This window comes from Nocardia sp. NPDC047654 (assembly GCF_043205035.1).
GTDB lineage: Bacteria > Actinomycetota > Actinomycetes > Mycobacteriales > Mycobacteriaceae > Nocardia.
In genome coordinates, this window is sequence record NZ_JBIDDF010000004.1 from 243,531 (window position 1) to 257,312 (window position 13,782).

Below are 13,782 nucleotides of genomic sequence, written 5' to 3' on the forward strand. Positions count from 1 at the left end.
TTGTAAGCGAGCGGTCGTCAGTTCAATCCTGACAGGGGGCTGGATGTCGCAGCCGCTGCGCGTCTGAGCTCAGTGGTAGAGGCCGTGCTCGCGGAGATAGCGCTCCGCGCTCAGCTTTCGCGGACACGGCGGGGCGCAGCTCGCGTGCAGTTTCATCAGCCCTCGCGCGTGCTCGTCGTCGGCAGGCATATTGCCGTCTTCGCAGTAGTCCTCCACCCAGGAACGCCGCGTCGTCATCGCTGCTCGTCCTCCAGCCGCGCGAAGATCTCACGCGCCGAGACCGACTCGTCCGGCTCGCCGCCGAGGTCGAGTAGCCAGGGCAACACCCAGAAGACGAGTATCAGCAGTCCGCCGACGGCGGCCATGACGATCAGGGTGACTGCGAGCTCTGCGGGCATTCTGGTTACCCCTTCATGTGTTGTGTTGTGTTGTGGTGTGGTTGGTAGGCGCCCGGCGCCGAGGAGGTCGGGTCTCGACCCGACGCCGGGGCCATATCCAGACTCGGCTGACGGGGTGTGTCCGCGCGATGACGTAACCGGCGTCAATGCACCTCTATTCAGGGCGACATTAAGGCGTCAAAGGGCTACCGTGGCGACATGGCTTCCGCACCTAATACGGCACTGCGCGCGGCCCGCAACGCGCGCCTGATGAGCCAGGACGACCTGGCGCGGGCACTCCGGGAAGCCGGGTGCGCCAGTGCGACCAAACGCCTTGTGCAGCGCTGGGAATCCGGGCTCACCGCCAACCCACGGCCGTCGCACGCGCGGGCTCTGGAGAAAGTGATGCGGCTACCGATCGAGTCGTTGGGGTTCGGTGCCGTGATGGCCGGCCGAAGTCTCTCCGGCGGTGAGGACGGAACCGAGGTCGACTCCGCTATCGGTGAAGTCGCGCCCGAACAGTTCGCCGCCGCACGGCGACCGAGGACGCCAGGCAACTACTCGGGGATTTGGCTATCCCGCTACGAGTACTACTCGTCTGGGCGAGATGCCACGTTCACGGCTGTACACCATGTCGTGGTGTTGCAGCACGACGGCCGCCTGACTGTGCGCTCCTTGCCGAACTCCGCGCAGTCCTCCATGGAAATGGACCTGACCGTTGACGGGCACGTCGCTACGGGCACATGGCGCGAACACACTGCCCAGGACGGTTACTACCGCGGTGCCTACTACCACGGGGCTATCCAACTGCTGATCGAGCTGACCGGCGCACGGATGGCGGGTAAGTGGGTCGGGTTCGGCAAGAGTTTCGAAATCAACTCCGGGCCGTGGGAGTTGGTGTTGCAGGACTCCTCGACATCCAAGGCCGCGATCGACGCCTACGACCGCCCGCCGGACCCGGCTTGAGGGATGTCGCGTCGCCTCCAACCCGACGCCGGGGCCTGCGAATACCTTGTCCTGAGTGAGACCCCGCGAAGCGGCACATCGTGTGTCACCGTGGAGACATGGACGATGCCGGGATCGGGGAACGGACCGCCAGGGCGCGCAAGCTGGTTCGGCTCACACAGATACAGCTCGCGCAGAAGGCGAACGTCTCGATTTCGCTGCTGCGCAAGGTCGAGCGAGGCACCCGGCCTGCCTCGCCCGCGTTCGTCGCAGCCGTGGCAGCCGCTCTCGGGGTGAGCATCGAGAACCTGACCGGGCAGCCCTACACCCCGGCGGGTGACGATGCCGGAGCGCACGCCACCATTCGCGAGTTGCGCCGGAAGCTGCTGGCATTCGACGACGAACCTCCGAGTGCGCCGAGCACGCTGGAAGAGTTGACGGCCACGCTGCGTCGGGTTCAGGAGAGCAGGGGTCGCGGCCGGTACGGAGATCACACTGCCGAACTGCCGGAGGTGATCCACGGTTTGCATGTGCTCGCGAGCGACGAGCCTTCCGGGCATCGTGTGGAGAAGATCTATGCGACGCTCGCCTACGCCTACAACAGCGCGTCGTCGGTCGCCTACCGGTACGGCTACCTCGACCTCGCTGGACTGGCCGCCGAGCGCTGCGTGTGGGCCGCTGAGCGCAGTGGTGACCCGGTGTGGCCGCTCGCGGCGGAATACCATCGCGCGCTGATCCTGCTGTATTCCGGCGCGTACGCCGGTGGGCTGCGGATCATCGAACGCGCGCACGCCGCCGCCGAACAGTTGCCTGCGACACCGGAAGTCCTCGCGGTGCGGGGCGCGTTGCACTTGCGCGGGTCGATACTGTCGGCCCGCGCGCTCGACGCCGACACCGCCGACACGCATCTCCGGGAAGCACGCCGGATCGGCGAGGCGATCAGCTCCGAGCGGTATCAGGAGTACGGGACCGGGTTCCAGTTGTCGAACGTCGAGATCCACTCCGTCGCTGTGCCCGTCGAGTTGTCCGATGGCACGACCGCGGTGAGCCGCGCCGAGCGGATTCGGCTACCGGCATCGGTCACACCGTCCCGTGCCGGGCATCACTGGATCGACGTGTCGCGCGCGTGGTTGCTACACGGTGACAAGCAGCGCGCCCTCACCAGCCTCGACCAGGCGCGCCGGATCGCACCGGGCCTGACGCGCAACCATCCCCAAGTCCACGAGACCGTGCGCGTGCTCGCCCACGCCCGCCGTGGCACCGATTCCCTGGCCCGGTTCGCGAAGTGGGCCAACGTCAAGATTTGAGCTGAAAGACCAGGTTTCCCGGCTGCCCTGGGAGACGCAGTCTCCTTGCGGGCGGCGAGACCACGCTGACCGGGTTCGGTCGCCACTTCCTCATGGTGAAGGTCGGCAGTGAGTGGTTCCGGGTGTCGCCGAACGTATCCGGTGCGAATTCGGCCGGAAACGTCGGGCGATTCGTCGTCGGACCCGGCCGAAATGGCCGAGCGAAGCGGCCGACCAGTATGGCGAACGCTAGCGAACTGTCAGCAGATCTGATTACCGACCGACGAGCATGTTTTCGGCTACGAGTCTGTTTGTAGTCTGGTGTGCGCAAACATCTCTCGCAAAGGGCCTGTTCAGGTCACAGGCAAACACCAGATGAGCCACAAACGGGACATGTCGGCATACTTCGCGCACACTGGGTGAACCTAGCTGTATCGGGTTCTTCATCTGCCGAAAGTTGCTGAGATGGACGAATACAACGCGTCGCTGCCGACCGATACGCGGGCTCGTACGAGCACGGGGGTGCGCGATGACTGAGCTGATCGATTTCTCCGCAGCCCTTATCGATCCGCAAGCGATCAAGGACGCCGGATACGCGGGCGTCATCGGTTACTTCAGCGATTCCCGTCCGGGCGCGAATTTCGGTGCGAAGCCGCTGCGGCGGGAATACTGCGACCGATTGCGCGCCATCGGGCTCGAGATAGTGAGCAATTACCAGTACGGCAAGGGTGAGACGTCGGATTGGAAAGGCGGTTACGACGCGGGCGTGCGTCATGCGCGGATCGCGCTGGATTACCACCTCGCGGCCGGCGGGCCACGTTTCCGTCCGCTGTACGCCCCGGTCGACGCGAATCCGTCTTTGGCGGAGTGGAATTCGCTGATCGCTCCGTTTCTACGGGGCTGGGCATCGGTGGTCGGATGGGAATGGACCGGTATGTACGGCAATGCCCGGTGCATCGACTGGGCACTCGAGGACGGTGTCGCCTGTTGGTTCTGGCAACACAACTGGTCCGGCGATTCCTCGATCAACGGCGACCATCCCGCCGCGCACCTCCATCAGATCCGCATCGACAGCGATCGGGTCGCAGGCGTCGTGGTGGATGTGAACAAAGTCCTCGCCGACGACTACGGCCAGTGGTCGAAGGCCATCTCGAATCCAGGGGGAGCCATGCAGAAGCCGGATTACGTCGAACTGGACCGAATGGGCGACTCCGCCTCCAGCAGGCACGGGGCGCGCGTCGAGAACTTCCTGCTACACACTCAGGAAGGCAACGGAACGGCCGAGAGCCTGGCCAACTACCTGAACAATCCGGCGAATGGGGTGAGCTACCACTACACCGTGCGCGATCGCGTGGTGGTAGACGTGGTCGACACCGATCTGGCCAGTTGGTCGGTGCTGGACGCGAACTCGTTCACGATCAACCTCTGCTTCGCGGGCAGCCGTGCCGCGTGGAGCCGCAACGACTGGCTCAGCATCCGCGACGACATCCGGATCGCGGCCTGGCTCGCGGTGCAGGACGCGCGCAAATACGGGTTCGACACGTATGTCATCGCGCCGCCTTATCAGCGGCGCCAGGGCATCTCCGACCACAAGTACGTCACCGAGTGTCTCGGCATCGGCACGCACACCGACGTGGGACCGAATTTCCCCTGGGACGTGTTCGCCGACGACGTGCGCGGTTTCGCCACCGGCGAGCCGACCGGGTCGGAACCGAACGCGATCAACGATTGCGCGGCCGCGAATCCATGGCTGGGCACCCGGATCACGCAGGGTGAGATCGCGACGCCCGACGGCGCGGGCCGCTTCGCCCAGTTCGAGCACGGGTACATCTATTGGCATCCGGATACCGGTGCGCACGCCATCCCGGAGACGCTGTGGGGAAAGTTCGAGCAGTTGGGCTGGGAGGCGGGTCCGCTCGGCTACCCGATCACCGACCGTGCCGTGCTTTCCGGGCCGGACGGCCAGGCGGCGGGTGAGGTGCAAGGCTTCCAGGGCGGGGCGCTCTACCGGCGGCAATCCAGCGGCAGCGTCTACTGGGTGCACGGCGCGATCCGCGACCGCTGGAACCGCGCGGGCTACGAGAACGGGCCGCTTGGCTGGCCGGCGAGCGACGAGATCCCCTGGGACACCGGCACCTATCAGGATTTCGAGCACGGCCGGATCTATTGGACACCGGCCCAGACGCTCGCGACGGTGGCGGTCGGAGGGGTGGATACTCCGCTGCGCGACGTGGGTTGACGGATCGAAGCGGAAGGTCCGACCGCGAGCCGCGGCCGGACCTCGCCGAATGCGATTCAGTCGGGGACGTTGCCGCCGTGGCCGAGGTCGCGCAGTGCCTGCTTGATCTTGGCCTGGGCCTCGTCCAGGGACTCGGGGCTCGGATTCGGGTCGGCGCCGGAGATGTCGAAGTTGCCCATCGAGAAGGCGGGGAACACATGGACGTGCAGGTGCGGCACCTCCAAGCCCGCGATCAGCAGACCGGCGCGCGGGGCCTCCCAGGCAGCACGCACGGCCTGGCCGATCTTCTGGGCGACGGCGGTGAGCCGGGCGAAGGTGTCGGCCTCGACGTCCTGCCACTGGTCGATCTCTTTGCGAGGCACCACGAGGGTGTGACCAGGGGTGACCGGGGCGATGGTGAGGAAGCCGACGAACTCGTCGTCCTCCCAGACGAAACGGCCCGGGAGCTGACCGGCGATGATCGCGCTGAAGACAGAAGCCATGTCCCGCAGCGTAGACGGGCCGGTGCGCCGGGGAGCCGTACCGGCCCGCGCTACACCGCGACGAAATGCGACAGGATGCCCTGCACCTCGTAGATGTCCACCTGGCGGTTGAACCGCTTCAGCAGCGGTTCGGCGGTGCCCGCGATCCAGATGGCCAGCTCGGCGTCCAGATCGAAGGTGCCCGCGGTCTCCACCGAGAAATGGGTGATCGCGCGATACGGCACGCTGTGGTAGCTCACCTTGCGGCCGGTGACGCCCTGCTTGTCGATGAGGATCAGGCGGCGGTTCGTGAACAGCATCGCATCCCGAACCAGCAGGTAGGCGGCATAGACCTGTTCGCCGCTGCCGAGGAGCTTGCCGTACTCCTGTTGCGCCTGCGCGGGATCGATCCGGCCGGCGTTGCCCATCAGTCCGTCGATCAGACCCATTCTCAGCACTTCCTTCGGGTGCTCCGGTGGCAGGAGCGGTCAGGCCCCACATCCGTTGTCCCTATTCATCATCCCCTTCGCGCGCACCGGCAGCGGCGAAGACGGCGAACGGCTCGTTTAGGCTGTCTGCCGTGCGTGTACTCGTCATCGGTTCCGGAGCCCGTGAACATGCCCTCGTCCTGGCCCTGCGCCGGGACCCCGCGGTGACCGCGCTCTTCGCCGCCCCCGGCAACGCGGGCATCGCCCAGCACGCGCAGGTCCGCCCGGTCGACCCCTGCGCCGCCGAAGACGTCGTCGCGCTGGCCACCGAAGTGGATGCCGACCTGGTGGTGATCGGTCCCGAGGTCCCGCTGGTGCTCGGCGTCGCCGACGCGCTGCGAGTCGCGGGCATCCCGTGCTTCGGCCCGTCGGCCGCGGCCGCCCGGATCGAGGGTTCCAAGGCATTCGCCAAGGATGTGATGTCCGCGGCGGGCGTGCGCACCGCGCACAGCGAGGTGGTGGACAACCCGGCCGAGCTGGACGACGCGCTCGACCGCTTCGGTCCCACCTGGGTGGTGAAGGACGACGGACTCGCCGCGGGCAAGGGCGTGGTGGTGACCGCCGACCGCTCCGCCGCGCGCGAGCACGGGGCCGAACTGCTCGAGCAGGGCCACCCGGTGCTGCTGGAATCGTTCCTGGACGGACCGGAAGTCTCGCTGTTCTGCCTGGTCGACGGCGAGACGGTGGTCCCGCTACTGCCCGCGCAGGACCACAAGCGCGTCGGTGACGGTGACACCGGGCCCAATACCGGCGGCATGGGCGCTTACACGCCGCTGCCCTGGCTGCCCGAATCGGCCGTCACCGCCATCGTCGATGACGTGGTGAAACCCGTTGCGGCCGAATTGGTGCGGCGTGGCAGCGGGTTCTCCGGCCTGCTCTACGCGGGGCTGGCGATCGGCGCGGCCGGGCCCGCCGTGGTCGAATTCAACTGCCGCTTCGGCGATCCCGAGACGCAGGCGGTGCTCGCGCTGCTGGACAGTCCGCTCGGCGAGCTGCTGTACGCCACCGCCACCGGCACGCTGGCGCAGGTCGCCCCGCCGCGCTGGCGCGACGGCTCGGCGATCACCGTGGTGCTCGCCGCGGAGAACTACCCGGGCCGCCCGCGCCTCGGCGACGCGATCTCGGGAGCGGGCGAGGGCGCGCTCGACGAGAACGCGACGGTGCTGCACGCGGGCACCACGCAGCGCGAGGACGGCGCTCTGATCTCCGCGGGTGGACGGGTGCTGAACGTGGTCGGCGTCGGCGCCGACCTCACCGAGGCCCGCACCCGCGCCTACGACCGCATCGCCGCGATCAAACTGCCGGGCAGCCACTACCGCACGGACATCGGCTTGGCCGCCGTCGAAGGCCGCATCGAGGTCTGAGCCGGCGGCTCGGCGGACTGTGCGCTGCCCCTCGGATCGCTGATCCTGCGCTCGGTCGGCAGTCAGTTCGACAGCGCAGGCGCGATCCGCCGCGGCCATGTGACCGAACCCGTGGCCGACCGTCTTCGACCACGACTCGCGCCGCGGGTCGATCCTCGGGTGCGCGGAGTCGTCTCCGATACCGCTGAGCAGACGCGCGTTCCTCAGCCGAACGTGAGTCCGCGCACCGCCAGCCACTGCTGCGGGTCCACGTGCTGCGCGCCGACGATCACCTCGAAGTGCAGGTGCGGGCCGGTGGAGTCGCCGCGGTTGCCCATGCGGGCGATCTGCATTCCCGCGGGCACCCGCTCGCCGACCGAGACGAAGAAGTCGTACATGTGCCCGTAGACGGTGATGCTGCCGTCGTCGTGGCGGATGCGTACCCACAGCCCGAAGCCCTGCGCCGGTCCCGCGTCGATGACCGTGCCGTCGGCGACCGCGTAGATCGGGGTGCCGATCGGGCCCGCGATGTCGATACCGGCGTGGAAGGTGCCCCAGCGCGACCCGAAGCCCGAGGTGAACACGCCGTGCGCGGGCAGCGCGAAGCCTCGGCCGCTCGGCGGCATCGCCCCTGGCTGCACCGGCGCGGTCGCGGTCATCCACGGCTGACGCTCACCGGCGACGGCGGCGGCCGCCTCGGCCTTCGCGCGTTCCAGCGTCGCGCGCGCGGCGGCCGCGACCACTGCCTGTTCGCGCAGCCGCTCACCATTGGCGATCGCGTTCAGCAGCCGCGTCACCGACGGTGGGGTGCTCTGCATCTGCGGCGGATACGCCACGGCCACGCGCTGGCCGCGATCCGGCGCGGGAGTGCGACCGGTGACCGTCCCGGCGAACGACGTGTCGCCCGCGGCGAAAACCGCGGTCGCGACGAGCCCGGCCAGCAGCACCTGGTGCTTGCGCGCCAGTGCGAGCAACTCCTCGCCGGTGGGTTTGCGCCGCCACAGGTCGCGCGGGTCCGGTTTGCGCTCCCACCAGGCTCGCGGGTGGCGGCGGCGGGCCCACAGGGCGCGGGGATCGAGCTTGCCGCCACCCCCGATGAGCCGCCTGCCGGATCGTCGCGGCGAGCGCGCGCGCCAATCGCGCGGAATGACGCCGACACCGGCCACTCCGCGCACTCGGTCGAGCCCGCCTCGTCGAGACTTATCGAGCATCAGGGGAGACCATAACCGCGGCCGCGCGGTAATAGGTGCTCTACCGTCTGTCGAGTGTCCAGAGAATCTCGCCGGTCGACCATTCCACCTTTCTACGTGATGGATGTCTGGAAAGCCGCCGCGGAACGCGCCCGGACCCACGGTGATGTGCTCGTGCTCGCCGCCGGGCAGCCGTCGACGCCCGCGCCCGCGCCGGTCCTGCGCGCGACCGAGCTGGCCATTCGGTCCGAATTGCTCGGTTACACCGAGACTTTCGGCATCCTGGCGATCCGGGAAGCGATCGCCGAACACCATCGAGACACCTATGGTTACCGGGTCGATCCGGACGACGTGGTGGTGACGACCGGCTCGTCCGGCGCGTTCTCGCTGATCTTCCTCGCCGCGTTCGACCCGGGCGACACCGTCGTGGTCGCCCGTCCCGGTTATCCGGCCTATCGCAACACCCTCGCCGCGCTCGGCTGCCGGGTGCTCGAACTCGACTGCGGCGCGCAAACCAGATTCCAGCCCACCGTCGCCATGCTCGATGCGCTCCCGGAGCCGCCCGCCGGTCTCGTGGTGGCCAGCCCCGCCAACCCCACCGGCACCATGATCGCCCCCGCCGAACTCGCCGCCCTGGCCCGCTGGTGCGAGGAGCGCGGCACCCTGCTGATCTCCGACGAGATCTACCACGGCATCACCTACGACAGCGTGGGCGCCGACAACGCGACCTCGTCGGCCTGGGAGACCTCGCGGGAAGCGGTGGTGATCGGCTCGGTGTCCAAGTACTTCTCCATGACCGGCTGGCGGCTGGGCTGGATGCTGGCCCCGAGCGGGCTGCGCCCCGCGTTGCAGCGGCTGGCCTCGAACCTGACCGTGTGCCCGCCCGCGATCTCCCAGTACGCGGCGTTGCACGCCTTCGGCGCCGAGGCCAAGGAGGAACTCGACGGGCACGTCCGGCGGTACGCGGTGAACCGGCGGTTGCTGCTGGACGGGCTGCCGAAACTGGGCATCACCGAACTCGCCCCCGCCGACGGCGCCTTCTACGCCTACGCCGACATCGGTCACCTCACCGACGACTCCCGCGCCTGGTGCGCCGACGTACTGAACCACACAGGCGTCGCGCTCGCGCCGGGGGTGGATTTCGACACCGTCAACGGACACCGCACGGTTCGTTTCTCGTTCGCCGGAGCCACCGCCGACATCGAGGCGGCGCTGCTGCGTCTAGGGCACTATCTAGGTGGGTGATGCCCTGCCCGGCAAGAACTTTCCGCAGTTCGGCACCCTGGCCGCGCGGATGCGGTAAAACAACCTTGGTTGCTTTTCCTCGCTGATTTCCCCTGGAAGAACTGATGACGACTGGCACGATGGCACGGTGATCACCGCGACGACCCCGAAAGGCGAACGGCGTCGCCAGGCTTTGATAGCCGCCGCCGCCGAACTCCTGCTCGAAGGCGGGTTCGAGGCGGTGCGGCACCGTTCGGTTGCGACGCGCGCTGATCTGCCCCTGGCGTCGACCACCTACTACTTCGAATCCCTGGACGACCTCATCGCCCGGGCGGTCGAGTTCAGCGGCAACGCCGAGCTGGACGCGATGCGCAGGCGGGTCGGCGAGGTCAGCCACCGCCGCCGCGGCGCTGAGGCCACCGTCGACCTGGTGCTCGACCTCCTGGTGGGCAGCGACGGCCCCGACGAGGGCGCGCGCGGGCAGCTGATCGCCCGCTACGAGCGTTCGGTCGCCTCGGCGCGGCACCCGGAGCTGCGCGAAGTCCAGCTCCGGTTGCGCGCTCAGCTGGACGAGCTGCTGGCCGACGTGCTGCGCCGCTCCGACCGGATGGTGCGGCCGGAACAACTGCGCAGGCTGGTCGCGGTGGTGGACGGCGCGGTCGTCGCCGCGCTCACCGAGATCGACCCCGAACCGCGGCGGATGGCCCGCGGCGCGCTGCTGGAAGTCATCGACATCGTCGCGCCTCCGGCGCGGGCGGCCACCCCCGAACCGGCGGCCTACGCGAGCGCGGACGGCCCCGTGCGCGCCACGCCCCAGCAAGTGGATCGTTACCGCGCACTAGACTGACCGGACGTGAGCATCGTCCCCAATGTCCTCGCCACCCGTTACGCCAGCCCGGAGCTGGTGCACCTGTGGTCGCCGGAGCACAAGATCGTCCTCGAGCGGCGGCTGTGGCTGGAGGTGCTGCGGGCACAGGCGGAGCTGGGCGTCGACGTGCCCGACGGGGTCATCGCGGACTACGAGCGGGTGCTCGACGAGGTCGACCTCGCCTCCATCGCCGAACGTGAGCGGGTCACCCGGCACGACGTGAAGGCGCGCATCGAGGAATTCAACGCGCTGGCCGGTCACGAGCACGTGCACAAGGGCATGACCAGCCGCGACCTCACCGAGAACGTGGAGCAGCTGCAGATCCGGCTCTCGCTCGAGCACGTGCACGCCCACGGCGTCGCGATCGCCGCGCGACTGGCCGAGCGCGCCGCCGAATACCAGGCGCTGGTGATGGCCGGCCGTTCGCACAACGTCGCCGCGCAGGCCACCACGCTGGGCAAGCGGTTCGCCTCCGCCGCCGACGAATTGCTGATCGCGCTGACCAGGCTGCGCGAGCTGATCGACCGTTACCCGCTGCGCGGGATCAAGGGCCCGATGGGCACCGCGCAGGACATGCTCGACCTGCTCGGCGGCGACCCGGCCAAGCTCGCCCGGCTGGAGCAGCAGGTGGCCCGGCACCTGGGTTTCGCGACCGTGTTCACCAGTGTCGGCCAGGTCTACCCGCGCTCGCTCGATCACGACGTGCTCTCCGCGCTGGTGCAGGTGGGCGCAGGCCCGTCCTCGTTCGCGCACACCATCCGGCTGATGGCCGGGCACGAGCTGGTCACCGAGGGTTTCCAGCCCGGGCAGGTGGGCAGCTCGGCGATGCCGCACAAGATGAACACCCGCTCCTGCGAACGTGTCAACGGCTTGCAGGTGGTGCTGCGCGGTTACGCCTCGATGGCGGCCGAGCTGGCGGGCGCGCAGTGGAACGAGGGCGACGTGTTCTGCTCGGTGGTCCGCCGCGTCGCACTGCCGGACGCGTTCTTCGCCATCGACGGCATGATGGAAACCTTCCTCACCGTGCTGGCCGAGTTCGGCGCCTACCCCGCGGTGGTCGCCCGCGAACTGGACCGTTACCTCCCCTTCCTCGCCACCACCCGCATGCTCATGGCCGCTGTCCGCGCCGGTGTCGGTCGCGAAACCGCGCACGAGGTCATCAAGGAGCACGCCGTAGCGGTCGCCCTGGCCATGCGCGAGCAGGGCCGCGAACCCGACCTGCTGGACCGCCTCGCCGCCGACCCGCGCTTCCCCCTCGATCGTCCCGCCCTCGACGCCGCGCTGTCCGACAAGTCCGCCTTCGTCGGCGCGGCCGAAGCGCAGGTCGCCGACGTCGTCGGGCAAGTGCAGAAACTGGTCGACCGGTACCCGGACGCGGCACGGTATTCGCCGTCGCCAATCCTCTAGCGGGACTGCGCCTTTCGCGACGGAATCGTTCGTCGGCATGATCGGGGGCCGGTATTGTCCCTCGGTGCCCATTCACGCCTTCGTGGACGAGTCGATTCGTCGCGACCGCTACATACTGTGCGCCGCGCTCGTTCCCACCCCGCAGCTCGACCATGCACGAGCGCTGGTTCGAAATTTGTGTCTGCCCGGGCAGCGGCGGTGGCATTTCGCGAAGGAGCCAGACCAACGGCGTCGGCAAATTCTCTCCACGATGGCTCGATGCGAAGACGTGCGTGTCGCGGTCTTCGTCGGGAAAGGCGCCGGGTACCGCACCCGTTGTGTTCGAGCTATGCGATTGCGGAGCACGAACGCGACAGATGACCGCATAGGCTGCGGGTCGTGAATCCCTACACGATTTTCGCCGATATCGTTGCCGGGCGGGCGCCGTCGAGCAAGGTCTACGAGGACGACGATGTGGTGGCGTTCATGGACATTCGGCCGATGACGCCGGGGCATCTGCTGGTGGTGCCGAAGGTGGCGGCGCGCAGTCTGGCGGAGCTCGATCCGGTGGTCGGGGGAAAGTTGTTCCAGGTGGGGCAGCGGCTCGCGGCGGCGATGCGGGCAAGTGAGGTGGGGTGCGACGGGGTCAATTTCTTTCTGGCGGACGGGGTGACGGCGGGGCAGGAGGTCTTCCATGTGCATCTGCACGTCATCCCGCGCACCCCGGGGGACGGCTTCGGGTTGCGTGGCCGCCCGACCAGTCCGCGGCGGGAGGATCTGGATTATCTCGCCGCCTCGATCCGGGGTGCGCTGGGGGACTGAGTCCGCAGGCTCGGCCTCCGCCCTTCTGAGGGACGGGTCAGTCGCGCACCAATTCGGCTGCCGTCCAGTTCGGATAGTCGCTGTAGCCCTCGGCGGTGCGGCCGTAGAGGAATTCCTCGCGAATGGGAGCCAGGGGCAGGTCGTAGCGGATGCGGTGCACGAGATCGGGATTGGAGATGAACGATCTGCCGAACGAGACCAAGTCGGCGAGGCCGGCGCGCAGCACCTGTTCGGCGCCCGCCGCCGTGGTCGGTTCGCGGTTCTCGCCGATGTTCGCGATGAGCGTGCCGTGCCAGCGCGGCCGCAGGTCACGCAGCGCGGGGTAGCGGTCGTCGTCGGTGAGGTGCAGGTACGCCAGGCCGCGCCGGTCGAGTTCGGCGACGAGTGCGCGGTAGAGCGGGCCCGGGTCGGCCTCGGACATGTTGAACTGCGGATTGCCCGGCGAGAGCCGGATGGCGGTGCGTTCCGCGCCGATCGCCCCGGTCACCGCGTCCACCACCGCGAGGGGCAGCCGCATGCGGTTGACGATCGAACCGCCGTATTCGTCGTCGCGCAGGTTGGTGTTGTCGGCCAGGAACTGGTGCAGCAGATAGCTGTTCGCGCCGTGGATCTCGACACCGTCGAAGCCCGCGTCCATCGCATTGCGCGCGGCGGCGGCGTAGTGCTCCACGGCTGCCGCGATACCGGCGCGATCGAGGGCGGCCGGCGTGATCGGATCGGCCTTTCCGCCGTCGATCAGGTGCACCCGGTCGTCGTCCAGCACCGCCGACGGTCCGGCGGGCCAGGACCCATCGATCCGGGCGAGCGGGTGGCCCTTGCGTCCCCCGTGCATCAGTTGCGCGAAGATCCGGCCGCCGCGCGTGTGTACCGCCTCGGTGACCCGGCGCCACGCCGCGACATGCGCGGGGGTCTGCAAGCCGGGCACCCAGGCTTCGCTCTGGCCGGTCGAATGCGGCCAGATGCCCTCGGTGACGATGAGCCCGGCCGTCGCTCGCTGGGCGTAGTAGTCGGCGACATCGCCGGTCGGCGAGCCGTCGGGCAGCGAGCGCAGCCGGGTCATCGGCGACATGACGATCCGGTTGGGCAGGTCGAGCGGATGGTCGCGGTATTCGGTCAACAGCAGCATGGCTGTACCGTAAAACCTGACATTGAT

The 13,782-nt window shown here is 68.6% G+C and carries 14 protein-coding genes; 8 read left to right on the forward strand and 6 right to left on the reverse strand.

Going from position 1 to position 13,782, the window contains the following annotated elements; all coding sequences use genetic code 11:
- Positions 1 to 69 precede the first annotated feature (69 nt).
- Positions 70 to 237: a hypothetical protein gene (locus ACGF7Y_RS16850; RefSeq protein ID WP_393234521.1), complete on the reverse strand. Its 168-nt coding sequence runs from the start codon at positions 235 to 237 to the stop codon at positions 70 to 72.
- Complete coding sequence (locus tag ACGF7Y_RS16855; RefSeq protein ID WP_157106552.1) at positions 234 to 398, reverse strand: hypothetical protein; 165 nt, start codon at positions 396 to 398, stop codon at positions 234 to 236. Before ACGF7Y_RS16855 ends, ACGF7Y_RS16850 begins: the two co-directional genes overlap by 4 nt.
- 198 nt (positions 399 to 596) lie before the next feature.
- Here ACGF7Y_RS16855 and ACGF7Y_RS16860 point away from each other — a divergent pair, with 198 nt between their 5' ends.
- From ACGF7Y_RS16860 to ACGF7Y_RS16870, 3 genes are all read left to right on the forward strand, one after another.
- Entirely contained in the window at positions 597 to 1,343 is a 747-nt protein-coding gene (locus ACGF7Y_RS16860) for a helix-turn-helix transcriptional regulator (protein ID WP_393234523.1), read from the forward strand.
- Between the two features lie 98 nt (positions 1,344 to 1,441).
- On the forward strand, positions 1,442 to 2,629 hold the full coding sequence (locus ACGF7Y_RS16865; protein ID WP_393234526.1) for a helix-turn-helix domain-containing protein: 1,188 nt from the start codon (positions 1,442 to 1,444) through the stop codon (positions 2,627 to 2,629).
- 508 nt (positions 2,630 to 3,137) lie between these two features.
- A complete protein-coding gene (locus tag ACGF7Y_RS16870; protein WP_393234529.1) occupies positions 3,138 to 4,847 on the forward strand; it encodes a glycoside hydrolase domain-containing protein in 1,710 nt (569 codons plus the stop codon).
- Positions 4,848 to 4,903: 56 nt separating this feature from the next.
- Here the strand turns inward: ACGF7Y_RS16870 and ACGF7Y_RS16875 are convergent, their stop codons facing one another.
- Together ACGF7Y_RS16875 and ACGF7Y_RS16880 are read right to left on the reverse strand one after the other, a co-directional pair.
- On the reverse strand, positions 4,904 to 5,329 hold the full coding sequence (locus ACGF7Y_RS16875; RefSeq protein WP_393234532.1) for an HIT family protein: 426 nt from the start codon (positions 5,327 to 5,329) through the stop codon (positions 4,904 to 4,906).
- A 50-nt stretch (positions 5,330 to 5,379) separates the two neighbouring features.
- Complete coding sequence (locus tag ACGF7Y_RS16880) at positions 5,380 to 5,757, reverse strand: PH domain-containing protein (RefSeq protein WP_040864711.1); 378 nt, start codon at positions 5,755 to 5,757, stop codon at positions 5,380 to 5,382.
- Between the two features lie 131 nt (positions 5,758 to 5,888).
- On the opposite strand from ACGF7Y_RS16880, the gene purD reads away from it, so the two are divergent.
- Complete coding sequence (purD, locus tag ACGF7Y_RS16885; RefSeq protein WP_393234535.1) at positions 5,889 to 7,160, forward strand: phosphoribosylamine--glycine ligase; 1,272 nt, start codon at positions 5,889 to 5,891, stop codon at positions 7,158 to 7,160.
- Positions 7,161 to 7,363: 203 nt separating this feature from the next.
- On the opposite strand, the gene ACGF7Y_RS16890 is transcribed toward purD, so the two are convergent.
- Positions 7,364 to 8,350 carry a M23 family metallopeptidase gene (locus ACGF7Y_RS16890; RefSeq protein ID WP_393234537.1) on the reverse strand — a complete coding sequence of 329 codons (987 nt, stop codon included), beginning with the start codon at positions 8,348 to 8,350 and terminating at the stop codon, positions 7,364 to 7,366.
- A gap of 54 nt (positions 8,351 to 8,404) precedes the next feature.
- Between ACGF7Y_RS16890 and ACGF7Y_RS16895 the strand changes: the two genes are divergently transcribed.
- From ACGF7Y_RS16895 to ACGF7Y_RS16910, 4 genes are all read left to right on the forward strand, one after another.
- The gene (locus ACGF7Y_RS16895; protein WP_393234540.1) at positions 8,405 to 9,574 is read left to right on the forward strand and encodes a pyridoxal phosphate-dependent aminotransferase; all 1,170 of its coding nucleotides are present in this window, start codon (positions 8,405 to 8,407) and stop codon (positions 9,572 to 9,574) included.
- A 127-nt stretch (positions 9,575 to 9,701) separates the two neighbouring features.
- Positions 9,702 to 10,400 (forward strand): TetR/AcrR family transcriptional regulator, encoded by a 699-nt coding sequence (locus ACGF7Y_RS16900; RefSeq protein ID WP_245548814.1) that lies wholly within the window; start codon positions 9,702 to 9,704, stop codon positions 10,398 to 10,400.
- Positions 10,401 to 10,406: 6 nt separating this feature from the next.
- The gene (gene purB / locus ACGF7Y_RS16905) at positions 10,407 to 11,828 is read left to right on the forward strand and encodes an adenylosuccinate lyase (RefSeq protein WP_393234543.1); all 1,422 of its coding nucleotides are present in this window, start codon (positions 10,407 to 10,409) and stop codon (positions 11,826 to 11,828) included.
- A gap of 378 nt (positions 11,829 to 12,206) precedes the next feature.
- Complete coding sequence (locus ACGF7Y_RS16910; RefSeq protein WP_393234546.1) at positions 12,207 to 12,629, forward strand: HIT family protein; 423 nt, start codon at positions 12,207 to 12,209, stop codon at positions 12,627 to 12,629.
- 37 nt (positions 12,630 to 12,666) lie between these two features.
- Here the strand turns inward: ACGF7Y_RS16910 and ACGF7Y_RS16915 are convergent, their stop codons facing one another.
- Positions 12,667 to 13,755, reverse strand: a complete 1,089-nt coding sequence (locus ACGF7Y_RS16915) for an alkene reductase (protein ID WP_393234548.1) — start codon at positions 13,753 to 13,755, stop codon at positions 12,667 to 12,669.
- Between the last annotated feature and the right edge of the window lie 27 nt (positions 13,756 to 13,782).